At 36.9% G+C, this 22,504-nt stretch carries 26 protein-coding genes and 1 pseudogene; 21 read left to right on the top strand and 6 right to left on the bottom strand.

Annotated features, from left to right (window positions below):
• Nucleotide 1: 1 nt before the first annotated feature.
• From zapD to ampD, 6 genes are all read right to left on the bottom strand, one after another.
• On the bottom strand, nt 2–760 hold the full coding sequence (gene zapD, locus M1F26_RS06040; RefSeq protein ID WP_140171022.1) for a cell division protein ZapD: 759 nt from the start codon (nt 758–760) through the stop codon (nt 2–4).
• Nucleotides 761–768: 8 nt separating this feature from the next.
• Nucleotides 769–1,374, bottom strand: a complete 606-nt coding sequence (gene coaE, locus M1F26_RS06045; protein WP_112307199.1) for a dephospho-CoA kinase — start codon at nt 1,372–1,374, stop codon at nt 769–771.
• Between the two features lie 149 nt (nt 1,375–1,523).
• A complete protein-coding gene (locus M1F26_RS06050) occupies nt 1,524–2,711 on the bottom strand; it encodes a type II secretion system F family protein (RefSeq protein WP_140171020.1) in 1,188 nt (395 codons plus the stop codon).
• A 1-nt stretch (nt 2,712) separates the two neighbouring features.
• Nucleotides 2,713–4,113 carry an ATPase, T2SS/T4P/T4SS family gene (locus M1F26_RS06055; protein WP_140171019.1) on the bottom strand — a complete coding sequence of 467 codons (1,401 nt, stop codon included), beginning with the start codon at nt 4,111–4,113 and terminating at the stop codon, nt 2,713–2,715.
• 14 nt (nt 4,114–4,127) lie between these two features.
• Entirely contained in the window at nt 4,128–4,553 is a 426-nt protein-coding gene (gene ppdD, locus M1F26_RS06060; protein WP_112307201.1) for a prepilin peptidase-dependent pilin, read from the bottom strand.
• A gap of 266 nt (nt 4,554–4,819) precedes the next feature.
• Entirely contained in the window at nt 4,820–5,365 is a 546-nt protein-coding gene (ampD, locus tag M1F26_RS06065) for a 1,6-anhydro-N-acetylmuramyl-L-alanine amidase AmpD (RefSeq protein ID WP_140171349.1), read from the bottom strand.
• Between the two features lie 105 nt (nt 5,366–5,470).
• Between ampD and nadC the strand changes: the two genes are divergently transcribed.
• The 21 genes and pseudogenes from nadC (at nt 5,471) to M1F26_RS06165 (ending at nt 22,071) form a co-directional block, all read left to right on the top strand.
• A complete protein-coding gene (gene nadC / locus M1F26_RS06070) occupies nt 5,471–6,373 on the top strand; it encodes a carboxylating nicotinate-nucleotide diphosphorylase (protein ID WP_140171017.1) in 903 nt (300 codons plus the stop codon).
• Nucleotides 6,374–7,112: 739 nt separating this feature from the next.
• The gene (pdhR, locus tag M1F26_RS06075) at nt 7,113–7,883 is read left to right on the top strand and encodes a pyruvate dehydrogenase complex transcriptional repressor PdhR (RefSeq protein WP_140171015.1); all 771 of its coding nucleotides are present in this window, start codon (nt 7,113–7,115) and stop codon (nt 7,881–7,883) included.
• Between the two features lie 171 nt (nt 7,884–8,054).
• Nucleotides 8,055–10,721, top strand: coding sequence for a pyruvate dehydrogenase (acetyl-transferring), homodimeric type (gene aceE / locus M1F26_RS06080; protein WP_004261984.1), 2,667 nt, complete (start codon nt 8,055–8,057; stop codon nt 10,719–10,721).
• Between the two features lie 13 nt (nt 10,722–10,734).
• Complete coding sequence (gene aceF, locus M1F26_RS06085; RefSeq protein WP_004261981.1) at nt 10,735–12,594, top strand: pyruvate dehydrogenase complex dihydrolipoyllysine-residue acetyltransferase; 1,860 nt, start codon at nt 10,735–10,737, stop codon at nt 12,592–12,594.
• Between the two features lie 204 nt (nt 12,595–12,798).
• The gene (lpdA, locus tag M1F26_RS06090; RefSeq protein WP_094961375.1) at nt 12,799–14,226 is read left to right on the top strand and encodes a dihydrolipoyl dehydrogenase; all 1,428 of its coding nucleotides are present in this window, start codon (nt 12,799–12,801) and stop codon (nt 14,224–14,226) included.
• Between the two features lie 298 nt (nt 14,227–14,524).
• Nucleotides 14,525–14,878 carry a hypothetical protein gene (locus M1F26_RS06095; RefSeq protein ID WP_140171013.1) on the top strand — a complete coding sequence of 118 codons (354 nt, stop codon included), beginning with the start codon at nt 14,525–14,527 and terminating at the stop codon, nt 14,876–14,878.
• Between the two features lie 45 nt (nt 14,879–14,923).
• Entirely contained in the window at nt 14,924–15,880 is a 957-nt protein-coding gene (locus tag M1F26_RS06100; protein ID WP_318837659.1) for a hypothetical protein, read from the top strand.
• A 1-nt stretch (nt 15,881) separates the two neighbouring features.
• Nucleotides 15,882–16,136, top strand: a complete 255-nt coding sequence (locus M1F26_RS06105; protein WP_004265621.1) for a hypothetical protein — start codon at nt 15,882–15,884, stop codon at nt 16,134–16,136.
• Nucleotides 16,137–16,260: 124 nt separating this feature from the next.
• Entirely contained in the window at nt 16,261–16,668 is a 408-nt protein-coding gene (locus tag M1F26_RS06110) for a hypothetical protein (protein WP_180359478.1), read from the top strand.
• The gene (locus tag M1F26_RS06115; RefSeq protein ID WP_004265618.1) at nt 16,665–16,901 is read left to right on the top strand and encodes a hypothetical protein; all 237 of its coding nucleotides are present in this window, start codon (nt 16,665–16,667) and stop codon (nt 16,899–16,901) included. The genes M1F26_RS06110 and M1F26_RS06115 overlap by 4 nt, the downstream gene beginning before the upstream one ends.
• Before the next feature lie 134 nt (nt 16,902–17,035).
• A pseudogene (locus M1F26_RS19995) lies at nt 17,036–17,107 on the top strand (dihydrolipoamide dehydrogenase); the annotation flags it as partial.
• Between the two features lie 290 nt (nt 17,108–17,397).
• Nucleotides 17,398–18,171, top strand: coding sequence for a hypothetical protein (locus M1F26_RS06120; protein WP_140171012.1), 774 nt, complete (start codon nt 17,398–17,400; stop codon nt 18,169–18,171).
• Nucleotides 18,172–18,529: 358 nt separating this feature from the next.
• Nucleotides 18,530–18,895: a DUF596 domain-containing protein gene (locus tag M1F26_RS06125; RefSeq protein WP_094962980.1), complete on the top strand. Its 366-nt coding sequence runs from the start codon at nt 18,530–18,532 to the stop codon at nt 18,893–18,895.
• A gap of 24 nt (nt 18,896–18,919) precedes the next feature.
• Nucleotides 18,920–19,051 carry a hypothetical protein gene (locus tag M1F26_RS06130; RefSeq protein WP_255254425.1) on the top strand — a complete coding sequence of 44 codons (132 nt, stop codon included), beginning with the start codon at nt 18,920–18,922 and terminating at the stop codon, nt 19,049–19,051.
• Nucleotides 19,052–19,085: 34 nt separating this feature from the next.
• On the top strand, nt 19,086–19,448 hold the full coding sequence (locus M1F26_RS06135) for a hypothetical protein (protein ID WP_094962981.1): 363 nt from the start codon (nt 19,086–19,088) through the stop codon (nt 19,446–19,448).
• 119 nt (nt 19,449–19,567) lie between these two features.
• Nucleotides 19,568–19,834, top strand: a complete 267-nt coding sequence (locus tag M1F26_RS06140) for a hypothetical protein (protein WP_094962982.1) — start codon at nt 19,568–19,570, stop codon at nt 19,832–19,834.
• A 226-nt stretch (nt 19,835–20,060) separates the two neighbouring features.
• Nucleotides 20,061–20,531, top strand: coding sequence for a hypothetical protein (locus M1F26_RS06145; protein ID WP_140171010.1), 471 nt, complete (start codon nt 20,061–20,063; stop codon nt 20,529–20,531).
• Between the two features lie 29 nt (nt 20,532–20,560).
• Nucleotides 20,561–20,785, top strand: a complete 225-nt coding sequence (locus tag M1F26_RS06150; RefSeq protein ID WP_004261965.1) for a hypothetical protein — start codon at nt 20,561–20,563, stop codon at nt 20,783–20,785.
• 255 nt (nt 20,786–21,040) lie between these two features.
• Nucleotides 21,041–21,229 carry a DUF3969 family protein gene (locus M1F26_RS06155; RefSeq protein WP_237451585.1) on the top strand — a complete coding sequence of 63 codons (189 nt, stop codon included), beginning with the start codon at nt 21,041–21,043 and terminating at the stop codon, nt 21,227–21,229.
• Nucleotides 21,230–21,303: 74 nt separating this feature from the next.
• The gene (locus M1F26_RS06160; RefSeq protein ID WP_094962985.1) at nt 21,304–21,588 is read left to right on the top strand and encodes a hypothetical protein; all 285 of its coding nucleotides are present in this window, start codon (nt 21,304–21,306) and stop codon (nt 21,586–21,588) included.
• Nucleotides 21,589–21,717: 129 nt separating this feature from the next.
• Complete coding sequence (locus M1F26_RS06165) at nt 21,718–22,071, top strand: VOC family protein (RefSeq protein WP_140171007.1); 354 nt, start codon at nt 21,718–21,720, stop codon at nt 22,069–22,071.
• The last annotated feature ends 433 nt before the right edge of the window (nt 22,072–22,504 follow it).

Consider the following 22,504-nt stretch of genomic DNA (forward strand, 5'->3'; position numbering starts at 1 on the left):
GCTAGCAACAGGATAACTCAAAATTAATAATATCGGGGAGTATACCATTCTCACTGTCGATATGTAGAAAACGTAGTGCGAATCGTGTTTTGTGGCCAGAGATTTGTGGGTATACCAAGTGTTCTGCAGTTAACTTGATGCGTAGCAGTTCTTTACCTTCTACGTTGTCTTGATAAAAACCATTATGAGACTCTTTTTGTTCAAAGATTCCATTTTGCCGAATTAGTGTTAGAACAGTTTGCAATGCATCATTGAGTGGGTCGAGGCTTTGCAACCAGCCACTAATGACCTTGTCTCGTTCATTTTGTGGAATATTTAACCAAAGTTGTAAAGTCGGTAGGTCGAAACTACAACAGCCACCAGGAATACTCAAACGTTGCCGTACCATACTAATAATTTTATCTGTACGTAGATGGTGGCCAAAGCGTGCTGCGGACATTAAATTGGATGTTGTTTCTGATAATTGTTTTAGTAATGTAGATATTAATTGGTTATCAGCGTTAGGAGCTTCTGCCCAATTAGATAGCCGAGTTCGTTGTTTTTCTAGTTCTTTTATAAGCTCAGAACGAACCTCTCCTCTATCTAGGATTTCAATTAATTCTGAAACTGAGCGAAAAAAAGCAATACCAGTAGAGTAGGAGGTAATATTACTTAACTCATAAATTTGAGATAAAAGTGTTTCAAGGCGCAACCACGAACGAATTTTTTCATTCATTGGGTATTCATAAGTAATTAAATTTGTTGTAATTAATTCGCCCATTTTAATTCCTATTTTTTTATTCTTGCTAGTGTTAAGTACTGGTTATGAAGAATTGCTACCTTGTCAGAGAGATCCGTGCCATGAGTATGGTTTGTTATTATATCGTTGGCATGATTAAGTCGTTTTTCACGACTAACTTGTGCATTAAGTATATTAGTTACTTGTTCTAAACTGGTCTTATCTCTTTTTAGGGTTCGTTGAATTTGTTCTTCGACAGTAACATCAACAACTAATACCCTATCAGCCAAATGATGAATATTATTTTCAATTAATAAAGGGACTACCCATAATACATAAGGGTAATCTATTTGTTGAAATTGTTTTTGCGTTTCTTGTTGAATCAATGGATGAAGTAGAGCATTCAGCCACTTTTTTTCATCGGGCTTAGAAAAAATAATGTCTCGTAAGCGTTGCCTATCTAGGCACCCGTTGGGAAGAATAATATCTTCACCGAAGTGATATCTAATGCTTTCAAGGGCTGGGCTGTTAGGCTCAACAACCTGTCGTGCAATCACATCGGCATCAACTAGGGGGACTCCAAGTCTAGCAAACTCGTTTGCAACTGTTGTTTTACCACTTCCAATACCACCTGTTAAAGCAACTATATAAGGCATATGATTATTCATTTACTCGTTGAAAAAAATAGATTACACTGAAATAAATCATTTGTCTTCATCCAAAGTAATATACTGTGAATAGTTTAAAAAAATATTATATAAAGTTGTTAGGATAAAATGTAATATTCATATCCACATGAAATTATTTATAGTTCAGTTATAACATTACCTAAATTAAATATCGGTAGATACATTGCTAACATGATCATACCTACTAGGATGGCAATTAAAAGGAGTAAAATAGGTTCAATATTTTTTAGATTTTTTTCAGTAATAAAAATATATTGCTCTGAATAATATTTGAATAAATACTTTGAAAAGTAGTGTATTTTTCCAGATTCTTCTGCAATAGACATTAGCTGTACAGATAAATCAGGAAAGAACTTGGTTTTCTTCATAGCATGGGACAGTAACTCTCCTTTATGTACCGATATATGCACGTGTTCACAGTCTTTTTTATATTGATGGTTATTGATAGTTTGAATTGTGCATTTTAAACATTCGGATAATGATAACCCTACGTTAATTGTTGAGTGCATCGTTAAAAAATACAAGCTTAAGTTATGGAGTTGTAATGATTTTTTGAATATCGGTAGGTGAATTATTGTGTTTTTTAATAAAGATAATGTTTTTTCTTTGAATTTAAATACGAGAGGGAGAGAAAGTAAAAGAAAAGAAAATAAGTAAACTAAGTACTCTCTTAGAAAGCTTGAAATAAAGGTTATGATTTTTGTAACGAGTGGTAATTCGTGTCTGGTATTTTGATAGATGTTTTCAAATTGAGGAACTACATAGACCATCATAATGATTAATAACATTATTGAAAATGAAGAAAGAATTATTGGGTATCGTATCGATTTACTGATGATTAAAGACACTTTATTATTATGTTCCAATATTGAATTGATTGTACTAAAACTTTGTTCGTATTGCCCTGTTTTTTCGGCAATGGTAACAATGCTTATTATAGTATCATTAAATATTGTTGGGTGCTTCTTCAAATACTGTGAAAACTTCTCTCCTTTTTCTATATGAACTATCGAGTTTTCAATAATATCAATCCAAAAAGGAAGTTGGCAGTTGGTATGTAATATTTTTAAGCATTGTACGAGATTAATACCTGATGATGATAATAAAGATAACTGGTGGAAGAAATGAATTCGATAATTAATATTCTTTTTGTCTAATGAAAATAATGTTTTTAACTTTATTTGTACAGGAATTAAATTTCTTTCAGATATGTTGATGAATGCATGTTTTTTGCTTTTTGCTATTAATGTGCTGCATGTTAATTGATTGTTAAAATCAATGGCGATATATGAATAAATAAACATGTTAATTTACTCCATTTCCGATGATAGAATAGATTTCTTGGAGAGTTGTCTCACTCATTTCAACAAGCTCTATTCCTGCATTAAAAAGGTTAACAAAATTACTTTGATTTTCTAATGTATTTTTTGTCAGTATTTCGCTAATATTGCTTTGATCTATATATTCATAAACAGCGGTTCTTCCCATAAAACCAGAAAAACATAGCTCACACCCCTTTGAGGACCATTCATTAATTACACAGTTATTGTGTAATTTAGTTTTCTTAGGTGTTTTTTCTTTGCAGTGAGGGCAAAGTTTTCTTACTAATCTTTGTGCAATAACCATTTTCAAACATGATTTAAGTTGACTATTTTCTACTCCTAATTGGTTCATTCTCTCTATTGCACTGAATGTACAATTGGTATGCAATGTCGACAAAACTAGATGGCCAGTTTGCGCTGCTCGAGTCGCGATCTTAGCTGTTTCTTCATCACGAATCTCACCGATCATAATGACATCAGGGTCTTGTCGCAGTAGCGCCCTTAAAATAGAAGAAAAATTAAGTTTATATTTTTCATTGACTTGAGTTTGGTTGATTCCTTGTAATGGAATTTCAATTGGGTCTTCAATGGTTGTTATATTTCTTGAGGATTGATTTAAATATTCTAAGTAGCTATAAAGAGTTACTGTTTTACCGCTTCCTGTCGGCCCTGTGACTAAAATTAATCCTTGTGGACGATTTAAATACTCTTTTAATAACTCTAGAAGGGAAGAGCACATCCCTATGTGCTCTAAAGAATATTTTAATTGTGTATTTAAAATACGTAAGACCAATTTTTCCCCATGAATTGTCGGAATACTCGAAAGACGGATGCTATAGTTTTGTCCATCAAAGTACCAACTCATTTGGCCATCTTGTGGAAGTCTTTTCTCCGCGATATTCATTTTTGCCAATATTTTTATACGAGCAATAATTTCACTATTAATTTCGTAAGGTGGAGAAGGAATAAAATATAACTTTCCATCGACACGTAATCGAATTTTTAACCCTTGCTTAGTCGGCTCAAGGTGTATATCTGATGAGCGTTTATGAACCGCTGTTTTTAATAGCTCCTCAACAAAACTAATCGCAGGAGATGAAGTGCTTAATAGTTCGGGTTCTGGAGATTGATAACTATTTTCTTCCTCCTTTATTTCATGTATTGTATTATTAAAATAATGGTCTATTTTTTCTTTTGGCCAAATATCATAGCATACAGGGACACTAGCAATAAATTTTAATGTGGCGATCAAGTTGTCATCTGGTTTTTTAACAACAGCTATAGATAACCGTTTTTGATTATAATCGATGATTATAATGTAATTTCTATCACATATACTCTTAAGTTCTTTATAAATAAATTGCTCGTTTTTAGTCATGTTCATATAAATACTTCCAGTTAAAACACAAAGGTTTTATTACATAATGACTTCAATTTGGCATTATCTTTGTTTTCGCAAACAACTGTCCAATTAAAGGGGGTGCCTATGCTAGGAAGGGTTGGTGTTAATGTGACTTTTAAGCCTGATAATGATTTGTCAGTAGAAAATGTAATAACTCCAGATTTAACTTCTATTTTACTAATGTATTTTCCAGTTATATTGGTAGGGATATCATCATTACCTCCATTACATTGTGATAAACTCCCTCGATTAAAGCTACATATTTCAACACTGTTTTTATATGGGATAACAGTCTGGAGTACATCAGTAATTGCTGCTTTTTGCATATAGCTTTGATAGCCAGGGATAGCAATAGCACTTAGAATTGATATAATTGCAATTACTACCATAATTTCAATGAGTGAAAATCCTTGTTGATTCATAAATAAAACCTCCGTTGTTAAGTGAGGTTTCATCATAATTGTATTTTTAAGTTAAAATTAGAGTTTAAAAAAGGTAGTGCGAAACGATTTGTGATTTTTTATTGAAATGTGCGTGGGGTTTTATTTTTCTTCGAGCAGCTTCGCAAAAAAATAATAAAGAAAAAATAGAAGCTGGAGTTCAGTTATAAATTAAGAGAAGATAAGTTTATATATTTTTCATTAGCGGGTAAATTGAATAAAGATATTATCCGCTAATAATTATAAAGTTAATAATTGTTTAATTTATTCTTATAATATCCCCAATCAAAAAATGGGCCAGGATCCGTTTTACGACCAGGAGCTATATTACTATGACCAGTAATATTATTTTTAATTAGTGGGTATTCAAGTATAAGTAAATTAGTTAAATAAGTAAGGGATTGATATTGTTCTTCTGTAAATGGTTCAAAATCAGTGCCTTCTAGCTCAATACCAATAGAAAAGTCGTTACATTTTTCTTGGCCTTGGTAGGAAGACTGCCCAGCGTGCCAAGCCCGTAAATGAAAGGGGACATATTGAATGATTGCACCATCACGGCGTATTAGGCAATGAGCTGAAACTCGAAGATGTCTGATTTCATTAAAAAATGGGTGTTCATCAGGGTTTAAAGTCCCTGTAAATAATTGGTTTATATAAGGGCCACCAAATTGTCCTGGAGGAAGGCTGATATTATGAATAATTAGAAGAGAAGGTATGGTATTAGAGGGGCGCTCATCATGATGTGGAGAAGGGATATGAGTCACATTATTTAGCCAACCATTATGTATTTTCATATCGTTATCCATAGTATTCTCTTTTCTTTTTTGTTAACACTCGTTATCTGCGAACGAAAAGATTAGCATAGATGAAACAAAGCGAGTGCATATTTTGGAGTTAAAATGACTATACGGCGATATGATGAACAACAAAGACGTAAAATGCTTCTTGAGCGGTTGCAGGTTGACATTCCTTTTATGGTCAGTGTTGCTTTGAAAGAAGATTTAGGTCAATCTGTTGATTATAAAAAAGATATTACTGGTCAGCTGTTAAATGTAGGCACACAAGCGAGTGCTCGAATTATTACTCGTGAACATGGCGTTTTCTGTGGGAAACAATGGTTAGATGAAGTTTTTCTTCAACTTGGTGGGCAAGTCAACATTGATTGGAAAGTTCAAGATGGTGAAACCGTTACCCCTAACCAAGTTCTCTGTGAGATGCATGGCCCATCACAAATTTTATTAACAGGTGAACGCACCTCTTTGAATTTCATTCAAACGCTTTCTTCTGTTTCAAGTATAACTGCCGAATATGTAAAACAAATCACAGGTACAAGAGCGAAGTTACTTGATACCCGTAAAACTATCCCTGGTTTAAGAACCGCTTTAAAATATGCGGTATTGATGGGGGGAGGGTTTAATCATCGTCTAGGTTTATCTGATGCTTACTTAATAAAAGAAAACCATATTATATCCGCAGGTTCAGTCGAGCGAGCTGTTGAATTAGCGCGTAGCGCCCATCCGGATGTCCCAATTGAAATTGAAGTAGAAAGCTTAGATGAGCTATTACGAGCTTTAAAAGCGAATGCTGATATCATTATGTTGGATAATTTTACTCCAGTTATGATGAAAGAAGCGGTAGTGTTAACGGCAGAAAAAGCGGCACTTGAAGTTTCTGGCGATGTCACATTAGAAACGATAAAAGAGTTCGCAGAAACAGGGGTTGATTTTATTTCTGTTGGGGCGCTAACCAAACATATTAAAGCCATGGATTTGTCTATGCGTTTTATTGATAAGAATAGGTAAGTGATCCGGTTAATACACTCAGGGTGCCTTAACTGGGCTCATTAATCTTAGTGTTATTGATGAGACCTATACATTAGTCACCTATTTACGTTAATGCGTTAAATAGGTGACTAACATCTGACTCACTCGTTACCAAATTGTATTTTGGCATTGATTTAACTATTTAATGGGTTACAACGAAATATTTTGTAGCTCCTAGCTAATCGAATCTCGAAACCTTATCGCATTTTCCGTGCCACCTATAAATTGAAACATTACAGTGCTATTTTATTTTCGACATCAATTTTATTCTAAAATAATAGATAGGCTTGAGTGTAATTTAATCAATAAAATTTGAGTTAAATTTAAAATCACTTGCAATTTTAACATTTCATTAACGCTGTTGTGTTCCAAACGAGTAGAGACTGCAATTAATGAGTTGATTTGATTTTAAATGCACTTATTTTAAATTTAAATTCATTATATTGCTTGCTTTAACGGTTCAGTTTTTGCATTTTAGCATAAAAAATCGTTTTTAATGTTAAAATATGTCATATCAAATTGCATATTAAGTTATCAATTCATGCTAAATTTTAAAAAAAATTGTTAAGATTTGCAGGATTTTATGATTTAGCGCAAGGTCTTTATGGACAGATAGTGAATACTTTGTTACTTTATTAACCCATAAATAAATTGGTATTACCAATTAACACTGGGTAATACGTAATCAATAATTACTCACTCATGAATATGGCAGATTATGACTTACGGTAAAATTCGCCAACCAAAGTTATCAGATGTAATAGAGCAGCGTCTCGAACATCTTATTTTCGAAGGGATATTACGCCCTGGCGAAAAGCTGCCTCCTGAACGCGAACTTGCAAAACAGTTTGACGTATCTCGACCATCAGTGCGTGAAGCAATTCAAACATTAGAGGCGAAAGGCCTTTTATCTCGCCGCCAAGGTGGCGGAACATTCGTGCAAAAGAAAATGTGGCAAAGCTTTAGTGACCCTTTAGCTCAGCTACTTGAAGGCAATCCAGAATCTCAATTCGATCTTCTTGAAACTCGTCATGCCCTTGAAGGTATTGCTGCGTATTACGCGGCACTCCGTGGTACAGATGAAGATCTCGAACGGATTCGCCAAAGCTATGAATTAATTAAGACAGCGCAAGAAAATGGCGGATTAGAAGCAGAGTCAGATGCAGTATTACAATATCAATTAATTGTCACTGAAGCTGCTCATAACGTCGTTTTGCTACATCTATTGCGTTGTATGATCCCGATGTTAGAACAAAATATTCGTCAGAACTTTGAGTTCTTATATACCCGTAAAGAAATGTATAAAGCAGTTAGTGAACATCGAGCACAAATTTTTGCCGCTATAATGGCAAGAGAACCAGAAAAAGCACGTGAAGCTTCTCATCGCCATTTAGCCTTTATCGAAGATTTACTGTTGGATATTAGCCGAGAGCAAACTCGCAGAGAACGTTCTTTACGTCGGTTACAGCAACATCCTGATTTGAATTGATAATATAGATCCTGACTGCTGCGTCTATATTATTGTGAATACTCTAATTGAGAGTTAAAGCGGCAACTACATCAGGGCCTATCTTCCCGCTGTTTTATAGCGACTGGGAAAATAGCAGGAAGATAGGCTCCACATAAACATATAAAATAGATAACAGATAAGGAATACACCATGTCAGATATGTTAAAAAATGACGTGGATCCGATTGAAACTCGCGACTGGCTACAGGCGATTGAATCGGTCATCCGTGAAGAAGGTGTTGATCGTGCTCAGTTTATTATCGAACAGGTATTAAGCGAAGCGCGTAAAGGCGGTGTTAATATTGCCGCTGGTGCATCTGGTCATTCTGATTACATCAACACAATTGCTGTTGAAGATGAGCCGGCATACCCTGGTAACATGGATTTAGAGCGCCGTATTCGCTCTGCAATTCGTTGGAACGCAGTGATGACTGTTTTACGCGCTTCCAAAAAAGACTTAGAACTGGGTGGCCATATGGCTTCTTTCCAGTCATCAGCAACTTTATATGAAGTGTGCTTTAACCACTTCTTCCGTGCGCATAATAACAATGACGGCGGGGACTTAGTCTTCTTCCAAGGCCACATCTCTCCAGGTATTTACGCACGTGCGTTCTTGGAAGGCCGCTTAACTGAAGAGCAAATGAACAACTTCCGTCAAGAAATTGGTGGAAATGGTCTGTCTTCTTATCCACACCCTAAATTAATGCCTGATTTCTGGCAGTTCCCTACTGTATCAATGGGTCTGGGTCCAATTAATGCTATTTATCAAGCGAAATTCCTGAAATACCTTGATAACCGCGGACTGAAAGATACATCAGCTCAGCGCGTATATGCATTCCTTGGTGATGGTGAGATGGATGAGCCAGAGTCTAAAGGTGCAATTACTATCGCAACTCGCGATAAATTAGATAACTTAGTATTTGTTATCAACTGTAACCTGCAACGTTTAGATGGACCAGTTACAGGTAATGGTAAAATTGTTAATGAACTAGAAGGTATCTTTAATGGTGCTGGCTGGCAAGTTATCAAAGTTATGTGGGGCGACCGTTGGGATGAATTACTGCGTAAAGATACAAGTGGTAAACTTGTTCAACTAATGAACGAAACCTTAGACGGCGACTACCAAACCTTTAAATCACGTGACGGTGCATACGTTCGTGAACACTTCTTTAATCGTTACCCAGAAACTGCAGCATTAGTTAAAGATATGACTGATGATGAAATTTGGGCACTGAACCGTGGTGGTCACGATCCGAAGAAAGTGTATGCTGCATTCAAAAAAGCACAAGAAACTAAAGGCAAACCAACTGTTATTTTAGCGCAAACCATCAAAGGTTATGGTATGGGCGAAACTGCAGAAGGTAAAAACATTGCTCACCAAGTGAAGAAAATGAACATGGATGGCGTTCGTCATTTCCGTGATCAATTCAATGTACCCGTTGCTGATGAGCAAATTGAAAAACTGCCATACATTACGTTTGAAAAAGATTCCGAAGAGTACAAATATCTGCATGAGCGCCGTCAAGCGTTAGGTGGTTATTTGCCAGCTCGTCGTTCAACCTTTGACGAAAAACTGGATATCCCTGCACTGGCAGATTTCAGCCAATTATTGGAAGAGCAATCTAAAGAAATTTCAACAACTATCGCGTTCGTTCGTGCGTTGAACGTTATGTTGAAAAACAAATCGATCAAAGAGCGTTTAGTACCAATCATCGCTGATGAAGCACGTACATTTGGTATGGAAGGTCTATTCCGTCAAATCGGTATCTATAGCCCTAAAGGCCAGCAATATACTCCGCAAGACCGTGAGCAAGTTGCTTACTATAAAGAAGACTCTAAAGGTCAAATTCTGCAAGAAGGTATCAATGAGCTGGGAGCAGGTTCTTCTTGGTTAGCGGCTGCGACATCATACAGCACTAACAACTTGCCGATGATCCCATTCTATATCTACTACTCAATGTTTGGTTTCCAACGTATTGGTGACTTGATGTGGGCAGCGGGTGACCAACAAGCACGCGGTTTCTTAATTGGTGGTACTTCCGGCCGTACAACCCTGAATGGTGAAGGTCTACAGCATGAAGATGGCCATAGCCATATTCAATCACTGACTATCCCTAACTGTATTTCTTATGACCCAGCTTTCGCTTACGAAGTTGCGGTGATCATGCAAGACGGCTTAGAGCGTATGTACGGTGAGAAACAAGAAAACGTTTACTACTACATCACGACGCTGAATGAAAACTACCACATGCCAGCAATGCCAGAAGGCGTAGAAGAAGGTATCCGTAAAGGTATCTATAAACTGGCTTCTGTTGAAGGTAGCAAAGGTAAAGTTCAGCTGTTAGGTTCAGGTTCAATGATGCGCCACGTGCGTGAAGCCGCTGACATCTTGTCTGCTGAGTATGGAATCGGTTCTGATGTCTATAGCGTGACTTCATTCACTGAATTAGCACGTGATGGCCAAGATTGTGAGCGTTGGAACATGCTGCACCCATCTGAAGCACCACGTGTTCCATACATTGCTCAAGTTATGAATGATGCACCAGCAGTTGCATCAACTGACTATATGAAACTGTTTGCAGAACAAGTTCGTACTTATGTTCCTGCAAGTGATTACCGTGTTCTGGGTACAGATGGTTTCGGTCGTTCAGACAGTCGTGAAAACCTGCGTCACCACTTTGAAGTGGATACATCCTATGTGATCGTTGCAGCGTTAGGTGAATTAGCTAAACGTGGTGAGATTGATGTAAAAGTCGTTGAAGAAGCGATTAAAAAATACAACATCAACCCAGATAAAGTTAACCCACGTTTGGCATAAGAGGTAAAAATCAATGTCTATTGAAATCCAAGTGCCTGATATCGGTGCTGATGAAGTTGAAGTCACCGAAGTGATGGTTAAAGTTGGCGACAAAGTAGAAGCTGAGCAATCGCTTATTACCGTTGAAGGTGATAAGGCTTCTATGGAAGTCCCATCTCCACAAGCGGGTGTGGTAAAAGAAATTAAAATTGCTGTTGGCGATAAAGTGACAACAGGCAAATTAATCATGGTATTCGAAGCGGAGGCGGGTGCAGCAGCGCCTGCTCCTGCAGAAGCCCCTACAGCTCCAGCGGCAGCGCCAAGCGCAGCTGCATCTAAAGATGTTGCTGTTCCAGATATCGGTGGCGATGAAGTTGAAGTTACTGAAATTATGGTTAAAGTCGGTGACAAAGTAGAAGCTGAGCAATCTTTAATTACTGTTGAAGGTGACAAAGCTTCAATGGAAGTTCCTGCACCATTTGCTGGAACGGTTAAAGAAATCAAAATTGCAACCGGTGATAAAGTTAAAACCGGCTCATTGATTATGGTCTTTGAAGTTGCAGGCGCAGCACCTGCGGCGGCTCCAGCTGCACAAGCTGCTGCACCAGCGGCTCCAGCAGCATCAGCAATTAAAGATGTTAACGTTCCAGATATCGGTGGTGATGAAGTTGAAGTCACTGAAGTCATGGTAAAAGTGGGTGATACCGTTTCTGCTGAGCAATCAATCATTACCGTTGAAGGTGACAAAGCGTCAATGGAAGTTCCTGCGCCATTTGCTGGAACAGTTAAAGAAATCAAGATTGCGACTGGCGATAAAGTGAAAACTGGCTCGCTGATCATGACTTTTGAAGTGGCAGGTGCAGCGCCTGCAGCGGCTCCAGCAGCTCAACCGTCTGCTCCGGCTCCAGCGGCAGCTCCTGCACAAGCAGCGCCAGCGAAAGCAACTGACAGCAAAACTGAATTTGTTGAAAACGACGCATATATCCATGCAACACCGGTTATTCGCCGCTTAGCGCGTGAATTTGGTGTTAACTTAGCGAAAGTTAAAGGTACAGGTCGTAAGGGCCGTATCCTGCGTGAAGACGTTCAAGCTTACGTGAAAGATGCCGTAAAACGTGCGGAAGCTCCTGCAGCTGCGGGTGGTGGTTTACCAGGTATGCTGCCATGGCCGAAAGTGGATTACAGTAAATTCGGTGAAGTTGAAGAAGTTGAACTGGGTCGTATCCAAAAAATCTCTGGTGCTAACCTGAGCCGTAACTGGGTAATGATCCCGCACGTTACGCTGATGGAAGAAGTGGATACCACTGAAGTTGAAGAATTCCGTAAGCAACAAAACAAAGAAGCTGAGAAGAAAAAACTGGATGTGAAAATCACACCATTAGTTTTTGTCATGAAAGCTGTTGCTCGTGCTCTGGAAGAAATGCCACGCTTTAATAGCTCCATTTCTGAAGATGCACAGCGTCTGTTCCTGAAAAAATATATTAACATCGGTATTGCCGTAGATACTCCAAATGGCTTAGTTGTTCCTGTCTTCAAAGACGTTAACAAAAAAGGCATTTTAGAGCTATCTCGCGAACTGATGGAAGTTTCTAAGAAAGCGCGTGCAGGTAAACTGACTGCGTCTGATATGCAAGGTGGTTGCTTCACGATTTCAAGCCTTGGTGGTATCGGAACTACCGGTTTTGCACCTATCGTGAATGCACCAGAAGTTGCAATTATGGGACTGTCACGTTCTTCAATGAAACCTGTTTGGAATGGTAGCGAATTTGTTCCTCGCCTAATCCTGCCAATGTCACTGTCCTTTGACCATCGTGTAATCGATGGTGCTGATGGAGCTCGCTTCATCACCCTAGTAGGGCAATTAATGAGCGATATTCGCCGTTTAGTGATGTAAATAATAAGACCGGCGAATAGGCCGGTCTGTTTTATTTAGGCTGAGGCAGAATTTTTTGCTGCTGCTACGAAAGGTTGGGAGTTACATCACGAAATGAGCCTTTTCAGGGTGTTAACAATTCTGTAAACTGCTCTCGGTGTGTACTTTTCCAGTGGAAGATCGTTTATTCAGCAGTACCGCTGGACAAAACAAAAAGAGGTCATGATGAGTACTGAAATTAAAGCCCAAGTCGTTGTGCTTGGTGCAGGCCCTGCAGGCTATTCTGCGGCTTTCCGTTGCGCTGACTTAGGTTTAGAAACTGTTTTAGTAGAACGTTATTCAACCCTTGGTGGTGTTTGTTTAAACGTTGGTTGTATTCCTTCTAAAGCTTTACTCCATGTTGCAAAAGTGATCGAAGAAGCAAAAGCTTTAGCAGAACACGGCATCGTTTTTGGTGAGCCAAAAACTGACATTTCCAAAGTTCGCTTATGGAAAGAAAAAGTGATTAATCAGCTGACGGGTGGTCTGGCTGGTATGGCTAAAGGCCGTAAAGTTAACGTAGTTAACGGCTTCGGTAAATTCACAGGTGCCAACACGCTGGTTGTTGAAGGTGAAAACGGTAGCACAACTATCAATTTCGATAACGCAATTATTGCTGCGGGTTCCCGTCCAATTCAATTACCATTCATTCCACATGAAGACCCACGTATTTGGGACTCAACCGATGCATTAGAACTGAAAGAAGTTCCTGAGCGTCTGCTGGTTATGGGTGGGGGTATCATCGGTTTAGAAATGGGAACTGTGTATCATGCACTGGGTTCTCAAATCGATGTGGTTGAAATGTTTGACCAAGTCATCCCAGCGGCTGACAAAGATGTGGTTAAAGTATTCACCAAACAAATCAGTAAAAAATTCAATCTTCTGTTAGAAACTAAAGTAACAGCCGTTGAAGCGAAAGAAGACGGTATCTACGTTTCTATGGAAGGCAAAAAAGCTTCCGCAGAGCCGCAACGTTACGATGCTGTATTAGTGGCAATCGGCCGTGTTCCTAATGGTAAAAACTTGGATGCAGGCAAAGCTGGCGTTGAAGTTGATGACCGTGGCTTTATCCATGTCGATAAGCAAATGCGCACTAACGTTCCTCATATCTTCGCTATCGGTGATATCGTTGGCCAGCCAATGTTGGCTCACAAAGGTGTTCACGAGGGGCACGTTGCCGCAGAAGTTATCTCTGGTCTGAAACATTACTTTGACCCGAAAGTGATCCCATCAATCGCTTATACTGAGCCAGAAGTTGCATGGGTTGGTTTAACTGAGAAAGAAGCGAAAGAACAAAATATCAGCTACGAAGTTGCGACTTTCCCATGGGCAGCATCAGGCCGTGCAATTGCATCTGATTGCGCCGAAGGTATGACTAAGCTGATTTTCGACAAACAATCTAACCGTGTTATCGGTGGGGCTGTTGTCGGTGTGAACGGTGGTGAATTACTGGGCGAAATCGGCCTAGCAATTGAAATGGGTTGTGATGCTGAAGATTTAGCATTAACTATCCATGCTCACCCAACACTGTATGAATCAATCGGTATGGCTGCTGAAATTTACGAAGGTAGCATTACTGATTTACCAAACGCAAAAGCGAAAAAGAAAAAATAATTTTCTTTAATCGCACAGATAAACAGTATCTCTAGTATGCTGTTTATCACCAAAGCGAATTGAAGCCAATGTGGAAACACGTTGGCTTTTTTATATTTATTTAAAAATAAAGGGAGAACTTTATTTAATCTACTAATTCTTATTTTTAGTCATTAACTAAGTAATTAAATACTTTTTAATATTATTATTTAATTCTGATTTTTTGTATTATTTGAATGATACCACTTAGTTGACTATAAAAAAATTAAATTTTATTTTCCTTATTGCAATATTTTAATGCTAATAAGGAAATTAGATTATGACAAATATGAGTCATGTGGATTCAATGACTGTAATAGGAACTCGATTACCTGTTGAGGATAATACCGCTTTATATTTTGGTGATGGATATTATGAAGGATATAATAGTTGTCTTGAAAGTTATAGACATGACGTTTCACCTGAATGGTATCACGCTCTAAATGATTTTATGGATTACATGTCATATTGTGAATACATGGCTACTCCTATAGATATTGAGTCTTTATTAGATAAAAATGGAAAGGTTGATTTATCATCAAAAGAAAATATTGAGACTAAAAAGGAAATAATTAAAGAGCATATCGAGAAACAAAAATTATTTTTGGAAAAAGTTGAAGGATTTAATGAATGAAAGTTTTTAAATAATCCAGAGAAATACCCTTTTGTACAAGAGATAATGATATCTGGCAGATTAATCAGCAAAGAGTATAAAACCTCAGCTGAGCTAGATAGCTTTTTAATTGGGTATAATGAGAATACCTATCTAGACAGTTTGAATGACAATTATAAATATGGAGATGGAGATGGAGATGGAGAGATACTTGATAAGTCGGCAAGAGAAAGTATTACTTCTGTTAAATATTTACATAGCAGATTAATTAATGCCATTGATGTTAATACAGAGAATTTGAATAAACTCAACTTTACTCAAAGTAGTATATTTGCTATTCCGTCTCCGAATGTTCCTACATTACCTCATGGTGTTGGTTCAAATTCACAAGTAACACAAACAGAAGATAGCAGTATTGCAAAAGGTATCGAAAAGGCATTAGGTAATATTCGTGATGGCCTAGCGGAAACGTTTGATTGCTCTTTTGGCATGAGTTGTTCAAATGATATAGATAAAGCAGCAAATAATTCAAATGTTGAGAAATTTCATACTGGTGGCGACCAAATACCTGAGCAAGGCCGGACGGATACAAGCGGAAACCAAATACCCGAACAAGGAAAAATTGATACGGGTGGAAACCAGCTTCCAGAACCGATCGAAAAACTGCCTGGAACATCTATTCCTGATACTCTATCTTTAGATAACCTCGCCTATTTAAACAAGATTACACAAGGTGAACATGCGGGAATCAGAAATAAAGAGGGGCGTCCAGTCAGTTCAGTCATTAATGATGTTCAAAAATCGAGGCCTTCAGATATCTTAATACAAGATGATGGTCGTTGGGTTGTAAAAGGTAATGACGGAAGAATACATCTAATTGAGCCTGATGGAGAAGTGGTCTCGTCATTTAAAAATAGTGATAGAAATACGGCTCAACGTACTAGAGATGGGCGATGGAATAGACCTAGTAATGAAAAACCAGATGAATTTAAAGAAAAATTTTCTGATTATGTGAGGTGGTAGGATGGATATACTAAAAATTAATTACATACCAGAAGCGGATGTAACTTTATTTGATATTCGTTTATCTGAATCGGAAGTTGTAATTTATACAGATTGCTTAAATTACGTTTTAACTCATTTATCTGATGAGCAAATATATGAAAAAACGGAATGTTCAAATAAACAAGAGTTATCACATTACTTGACAGATCTAAAAAATTTAATGAAATCAATGGAACATAGAAAATACCTTCCTGATAGGTACAAAGATCTATAAAAAATAATGGCATAGTGGCTATTTAAAGAGCCACTATGCCAACAAATTTTAGTCTCTTACCTCAATCATTTTACTCGCTCTCAGCCAACCGGATGATCAACTGTCCGGCTTGGTGAGTGAGGGTATGTGGTTACTCACCTTAAACCCAAACTCACTCAATCACTTGCCGCTTAACATGAGTTGTGGGCTGGGGTTTGGTTTACCTCGGTTGGGGGGAACCCATTGTATACTTTCTGGTTTTGACCACTGCTTCTTTAGTACACTACAATCGTGCTTATCCTCAGCTGTGAGAGCATGGGACAAGCATGCGGCTAGACCCAGTGGCGTTTTTGAACCCTTAAATGGTAATCCAGCGCAAAAAAATGCTGCTGCCGAAAATTTCATCCGAGAAATCTTTAAAGATCCTAAAGTAGTTCGAAACGATTTAGGTGGTGGTGCGTTTGAATATCGTTTGCCTAGTGGAAAAGGCGTTAGATATAATGCGGATGGCTCATTTAATACTGTGCTAGACCCAAAGAAGGCAATAAAATGAAAGATAATAAATTAGAACTATTTTTTTCAAGTCCAATGGAATATGAGAATCTAACGTTAGAGGTTCAATTAAATTGGGAGCGGGTTGCAGAAATTAATCAAGATAAAGGTGTAGATAATTTAGAAATTGAACTATTTGGTTCAGATTTATCCCACGGTTTTACAGCTAAAATGCCTTTAGATGATCTAATTTCAATATTGATTGAAGCCAGAGATACATTAAAGAAACAATGAATTTTTACTGAATGAGTAAAAATCCTTGCTCTACACAGGGATCTGAATTAACGGTCTTACTCGCTGTCAGCTAACGGGATGATTAGTTGTCTGGTTTGGAACGTGAGGGGTAGTGGCTACCTTAGGGAATATTCGGTATGGCTGCTGAGATTTACGAAGGTAGCATTACTGATTTACCAAACGCAAAAGCGAAAAAGAAAAAATAATTTTCTTTAATCGCATAGATAAATAGTATCTCTAGTATGCTGTTTATCACTAAAGCGAATTGAAGCCAATGTGGAAACTCATTGGCTTTTTTTGTTTTTGTGAATATAAACAATTAGTCACATGTTTCTTTTCTATTATTGATTAAAATAGATATTAATCATTTTATAAGTAATACGCTTTTAATTTTAAATGGTCGAATCTTTATTAATGATAACGGTTAGTTGACTATAAAAATATTAAATTCTAATTTCTTTATTCTGTTTTTTATAACTAATAAGGAAGTTAGTTTATGGATGGTGTGACAGACCTAGGTACAATAACGGTATGGGGAAGTAACCCTAGACCGCATTTCAATGATTGTTTTAATAATTATGATAATGCTCATGAAGATATTGATTTAACTGGGAGGTATGAAAAATTAAAAAGTATTTTACATGAAAATCTTTATGATAATATAAAACTAGCTGATATCCATGATGATGTTAATAATCACAAAATCGATGCTTTTCAAGATTATTCTACTACAATTAAAAATGATTTAAAATCTAAACAAATATCAATTGAAAATAATTTAATTACCTTAAGAAAGGATATTGCGGAGATTGAAAAATCGCCTGGCTGGAAATTTATCATTGATCCACAAAAATATCCTTGTACATACAAATGGCATTTTCAATCTTCAGACTCCTCAAATTTAAAAATTTCAGCAATCTTTAAATTTCGCACAATTGAAGATAGGGACAGGCTCCTCGCAGAGGATTTTGACGATAATATACCCGGTATACCGAGATTTCCTTTTGATAATATAGATCTATATATAGATGCGGTTAATAAGCGAGCTGACCGTGATGCTAGAAATCAATTGCTCGAAATTAAGAGACAACATAAAAGTATCACGGATAAAATTCAGTTTAATTTAAATGAATTAAATAAGCTGAAAATAGCCCAAAGTAGTGTATTTGCCGTTCCCACACCGAATGTTCCTACATTATCTCATGGCGTTGGTTTAAATACGCAAGCTACACAAACGGCAAACAGCAACAAAAGAATTTTGAAGAATTAGCGAGGGTTTATGATAAAGACTCGCCTTCTCAGACTATAACTATTGACGGTCAAACAATTAAACAAGGTGTAGGAGGAAATCGTTATTCAACGAGGATTTATGATAGTCAAAACTTAACAGGCCAACAGATATATAATTATGCTGAACAATTAGCTGCTCAACCCCTAACTAAGGTAAAAGATGGTATTTATACTGCCAAACTAACTGATGGTACAATGATAACCCTTAGGAGCGTATCTAGTTCGGCAGCACAAACAGGTGCTCGCTGGACAGTCCAAATAAGAAATAATCCAACTTTACGCCAAGTAGAGAACGGTCTTGGAAGAAACGCAGAGATCAAGTTTAGGTAATAAATAAGATGATATCAAATATTGAATATAAAACTATTGCTGAATACGCTGAAACCCAAGCCCTTGATGGGTTATGGGCGTATCTCACGCCAGATATGCTTCCTTCGCTCCATGCTATGTATGATAATTTTCCTTTTCAGGAAAGGAAAAAAATATTTTTTTGGTTCTTAGACAAGTTACTACGTGATGGAAAGTTAAAATTAGCTAAGTATGGTAAATTTTTAAGTGGTTCAATAGATGAACAATTACAGTGCTTCTATACTGCATTTCCAGAAACAGAAGAGCAATTAATTGATCAGTTTTGGTTTTTTGATGAAGAATGCCCTGGCGGAGCCGTTTGGATACTTAAAGATGGGACAGTAGAATGGACGTAGAACCATCAAGGGCAGATTCTATCTATGGAATGTTTAATTCCAGAACGGCTCCAAGCGAGCATTGATGAGTTAATACAGAAAAGCATCACCGTAATTTCACAAAGTGAAACCTTTGGGCGGCTGGTTGATAGAGAAATTAAAGTCGTGGAAGGCTAGTTTTGAGGCTGCAATTAACAGGTTATCCTCTAATATGGAAAAAGTTGTGCATTTTGATGAAATTATTAGTGATGCAAAAGGGCTATGGCTATCAGGGTTGTTTGGTTCAATCGTTGGTTGGAATCCAAACAAATCTTTCTATGAACATAGGATTATATTTTTCTCTATGATAAAAGCGTTATTAGATGAGCAAGTAATTAAATTTTGTTCTCCAGATGACCCTTTAGGTAGAGTTGTTCCGTATTGGAATGCTAATAGTCAAGAAATTGTTAATTATCTTGAACAGCACTGGCCTGAAAATGCTAAAGCAAAAGATGATGACGACTTGAACTTCTATTTTTATGAAATGCCAGCGATTTTATGGAAAGATGAATCCGGAAAATATATGGGATCCTAAATTTTCTATCTGAGCTGGTTTAAGTTCGTTCCTCTCATATACAAAGAATTGCTTAATTATCCAGATAATCAACTGCCTGTAAGGCATCTTTAATTTATTTAAACTGAATAGCCACCGACTTGATAGACACCTTTAAGTTAGACGATATAGCTCTTCTTTCAGAAAAACCACAGGTACCTAAACCGGGAATTAGTGGTAAAGAAGGAGCTAAAGATGTACCTAGTTGGGCTAAAGGAGAAAAACTATTAGTGGGTGAAAATGGCAATAAATTTGCCGAAAGGTTACTAGATGCTAAATACGGAAAAGGTAATTCATTGGAATTTATTCAAGTTTTGAACTTGCTCAAAAGGCTCAAGACAAGGTATCTAATCAACCTGGATTCATAGATTACCCTGATGGGTTTAGTATTAGTGAAGAAGTTCTAGATAGAGATGGTTGGGTTGATGGTTTTGTAGTTTAAAGTAATTAAAGAGAGAGTCCAGTTCTGTGCAGGGATCTCCTTAGCCGCTTTACTCCCCCTCAGCTAGCCGTATAATCAACAGTCTGGAGGGGGAGTGGCTACCTTAGGCAATACGTGATGGCCTAGCGGAAACGTTTGATTGCTCTTTTGGCATGAGCTGCTCAAATGATTTAGATAAAGCAGCAAAAAATCCAAATGTTGGAAAAGAGTTATCAAATTCAGATAAAGTAAAGGTAGGGGGCTCTAGGGCAGGAGGACCGGAGGGGTGGGAACCTGATGAGTTCTCTATAAAAAATAATGGTCTTCCTTCTAAAGAAGAACTAAAGCAAGCAGCATCAGAAATCAATCGCAATGGTTTAACAAATGCTGGCAGAACGCTCCAAAAGCATGGGGGTAGGGAAGGCTCTGCATACTCATATTCCAACCAAAAAGCTTCAGTATTGAATCAGGAAGCTAGAGCATTAATCGATGAAATATTAGATAATCCAAATGTAATAATAAGACCTAGAACTATTTATGAAAATAGGAAAAGAATTGAAGTGATTGATGCTAAATCACCTGATGGTCGGGTATTAAGATTTAGTATAGATGGTAAGAAATTTATTGGTTTTAGAGAGCCATAATGTTTGCAAATGATTGATGGGGGGATTTTATGTTGGAATACAGTGTTGGAAGTTCTTTAAGCCGAGATGATTTATATGCTGAGCTCTCTTTTAATGATGTTCAGTGGGGGGAAATTTCACTGTCTGAAGATAAGAAAGAGGTAAAAATTATTATTTATCCTGACTCGGATTTTTTAGAATTTAATTACAGTGAATTTTTATTATTGATAGAGAAAGCTAAAGATCATCTTTTACGTTTAGAACCTTTAGTTTAATTTCCGCATAAGCAGGTTGGTTCCTCCATTTTTAGCGTGGGGGAACCAAAGTGGCAGAGTCATTAATGTGAAAATTAAATGTGGTTGGAGTAAGAGGTGACTAGGCTTAATTATAGTATTAGTGATAAACAGACGAGCAAATTTATAAGCTTATTAACTTTAGGTGTATTAACTGCATTAGATAAAAATTTGATATCGATTGATGAGGCAGAATGATTTGTTTTCAAACCTTATTTGGCTAAACTACTCGAACAAATGGGTTCAGATGAAAAATTAATAGGGATAATTAACCTAGGTTGCGAATTGGACGATGTTGAATGTTTAATTCCAGAACAGCTCCAAGCTAGTATTGAGGAATTAATACAGAAAACCATCACAGTAATTTCACAAAGTGAAGATTTTGGTCGGTTAATTGATAAAGAAATTAATATTATTGATGACTAACTAAATGTTTAGAAATATAAATTAAAACATTTGAAAAGAACATAAATGAAATTAAGAATGGTAAAGGTTAAAATATGAAAATAGAACTGAGTCTACTGGAAGAGGCTATAGTAGCCATTTTCAAAGAGATGAAAGTACAGGGAATGGATAATATAGACTTAGATGCAGATTTTTATTGGAATGTGCCTTCTGAATCTATTTATGATATTTACAATGAGCCTACTCAGTTAGATATTGGGCAGTTAGAAGCTGATTATGAGATGCTATGTAAAGCTAAAGAAAATGAATTACTTATAAAGTATAACTTAAAAAATATATCAGCCATTCTTCGTTATTTATCAGAAAAACACGCAATATGATCTGACTTGATGATACTAAAGGTGTAAGCAAACGCTGGTTTGGCTATTGTTTACACCTTATCTACATCTACTAACTTTCAATCATTCGTGTAGATAAAACAAAATAATACATATCAATAAGAAAGCGCTATGGAACTAAAACCTACTGCAATTTTAATTCATGTACCTGATGTTCAAGCGGGATTGGCTTGGTATCAGCAAGCTTTCCCACAAGCAAAGGCAGAATACTTGCCTGAATTTGATTTTACCTTACTGCATGTCGGAGACTTCACGATAGAAGTGGTGCAAGCGGATAAAAAAGTCAGTGAGGGTAAAAAAGGGACTGTATTGTATTGGCAAGTCGATGATTTTGATTTGGCTTTTGAGCATTTCACTCAACTAGGGGCAAAACTGTATCGCGGGCCAATGTTAATAGATGGTAACAATCGAATGTGCCAACTTGAAGACCCATTTGGCAATTTAATTGGTTTAAAAGGGAAGTAAAATCCATTAAAACATTTAAATAAATTAAAACCAATCGCAATGATTTACCTTATCAATTAGTAATATAAATAAAATTGCGATAAAAAATATAATTTGTGATAGCTGATGAAAAAAGGCACTAATTAGGGTGCTTTAAATTTTAAAATGCATTATAAAACGTATGGTTTTTTCGGCGTTTTACGATGATTAATAGTATCTTAAGCTGAAAAATAGCCAGTAATGAAGTGTTAAGGCGTAAAGTTAGTAGTTAAATGTTGCTTTCTTGTGAATGAATTAACATTACGTTTAAATTCTGCTATGCTGATCGCCCGAAGCTGGGCATAATTTTACCGCCATTGAGATTATGCGAGCAAATTCCTCTGACCTGGCACCGGATGATAATTTTGTCAGTATGGTGCAGAGAGCCGGGTATATAAATAACAAAGAAGCGAGG

The sequence above is a fragment of the Providencia sp. PROV048 genome (assembly GCF_033688165.1).
In the GTDB taxonomy this organism is placed as follows: domain Bacteria; phylum Pseudomonadota; class Gammaproteobacteria; order Enterobacterales; family Enterobacteriaceae; genus Providencia; species Providencia hangzhouensis.

What these genes read in the sequence shown, in the direction of transcription:
- zapD (WP_140171022.1), bottom strand. Translation starts at nt 760, where the DNA reads ATGGGCGAATTAATTACAACAAATTTAATTACTTATGAATACCCAATG.
- coaE (WP_112307199.1), bottom strand. Translation starts at nt 1,374, where the DNA reads ATGCCTTATATAGTTGCTTTAACAGGTGGTATTGGAAGTGGTAAAACA.
- M1F26_RS06050 (WP_140171020.1), bottom strand. Translation starts at nt 2,711, where the DNA reads ATGTTTATTTATTCATATATCGCCATTGATTTTAACAATCAATTAACA.
- M1F26_RS06055 (WP_140171019.1), bottom strand. Translation starts at nt 4,113, where the DNA reads ATGAACATGACTAAAAACGAGCAATTTATTTATAAAGAACTTAAGAGT.
- ppdD (WP_112307201.1), bottom strand. Translation starts at nt 4,553, where the DNA reads ATGAATCAACAAGGATTTTCACTCATTGAAATTATGGTAGTAATTGCA.
- ampD (WP_140171349.1), bottom strand. Translation starts at nt 5,365, where the DNA reads ATGAAAATACATAATGGTTGGCTAAATAATGTGACTCATATCCCTTCT.
- nadC (WP_140171017.1), top strand. Translation starts at nt 5,471, where the DNA reads ATGACTATACGGCGATATGATGAACAACAAAGACGTAAAATGCTTCTT.
- pdhR (WP_140171015.1), top strand. Translation starts at nt 7,113, where the DNA reads ATGACTTACGGTAAAATTCGCCAACCAAAGTTATCAGATGTAATAGAG.
- aceE (WP_004261984.1), top strand. Translation starts at nt 8,055, where the DNA reads ATGTCAGATATGTTAAAAAATGACGTGGATCCGATTGAAACTCGCGAC.
- aceF (WP_004261981.1), top strand. Translation starts at nt 10,735, where the DNA reads ATGTCTATTGAAATCCAAGTGCCTGATATCGGTGCTGATGAAGTTGAA.
- lpdA (WP_094961375.1), top strand. Translation starts at nt 12,799, where the DNA reads ATGAGTACTGAAATTAAAGCCCAAGTCGTTGTGCTTGGTGCAGGCCCT.
- M1F26_RS06095 (WP_140171013.1), top strand. Translation starts at nt 14,525, where the DNA reads ATGACAAATATGAGTCATGTGGATTCAATGACTGTAATAGGAACTCGA.
- M1F26_RS06100 (WP_318837659.1), top strand. Translation starts at nt 14,924, where the DNA reads ATGATATCTGGCAGATTAATCAGCAAAGAGTATAAAACCTCAGCTGAG.
- M1F26_RS06105 (WP_004265621.1), top strand. Translation starts at nt 15,882, where the DNA reads ATGGATATACTAAAAATTAATTACATACCAGAAGCGGATGTAACTTTA.
- M1F26_RS06110 (WP_180359478.1), top strand. Translation starts at nt 16,261, where the DNA reads ATGTGGTTACTCACCTTAAACCCAAACTCACTCAATCACTTGCCGCTT.
- M1F26_RS06115 (WP_004265618.1), top strand. Translation starts at nt 16,665, where the DNA reads ATGAAAGATAATAAATTAGAACTATTTTTTTCAAGTCCAATGGAATAT.
- M1F26_RS06120 (WP_140171012.1), top strand. Translation starts at nt 17,398, where the DNA reads ATGGATGGTGTGACAGACCTAGGTACAATAACGGTATGGGGAAGTAAC.
- M1F26_RS06125 (WP_094962980.1), top strand. Translation starts at nt 18,530, where the DNA reads ATGATATCAAATATTGAATATAAAACTATTGCTGAATACGCTGAAACC.
- M1F26_RS06130 (WP_255254425.1), top strand. Translation starts at nt 18,920, where the DNA reads ATGGAATGTTTAATTCCAGAACGGCTCCAAGCGAGCATTGATGAGTTA.
- M1F26_RS06135 (WP_094962981.1), top strand. Translation starts at nt 19,086, where the DNA reads ATGGAAAAAGTTGTGCATTTTGATGAAATTATTAGTGATGCAAAAGGG.
- M1F26_RS06145 (WP_140171010.1), top strand. Translation starts at nt 20,061, where the DNA reads ATGAGCTGCTCAAATGATTTAGATAAAGCAGCAAAAAATCCAAATGTT.
- M1F26_RS06150 (WP_004261965.1), top strand. Translation starts at nt 20,561, where the DNA reads ATGTTGGAATACAGTGTTGGAAGTTCTTTAAGCCGAGATGATTTATAT.
- M1F26_RS06155 (WP_237451585.1), top strand. Translation starts at nt 21,041, where the DNA reads ATGGGTTCAGATGAAAAATTAATAGGGATAATTAACCTAGGTTGCGAA.
- M1F26_RS06160 (WP_094962985.1), top strand. Translation starts at nt 21,304, where the DNA reads ATGAAAATAGAACTGAGTCTACTGGAAGAGGCTATAGTAGCCATTTTC.
- M1F26_RS06165 (WP_140171007.1), top strand. Translation starts at nt 21,718, where the DNA reads ATGGAACTAAAACCTACTGCAATTTTAATTCATGTACCTGATGTTCAA.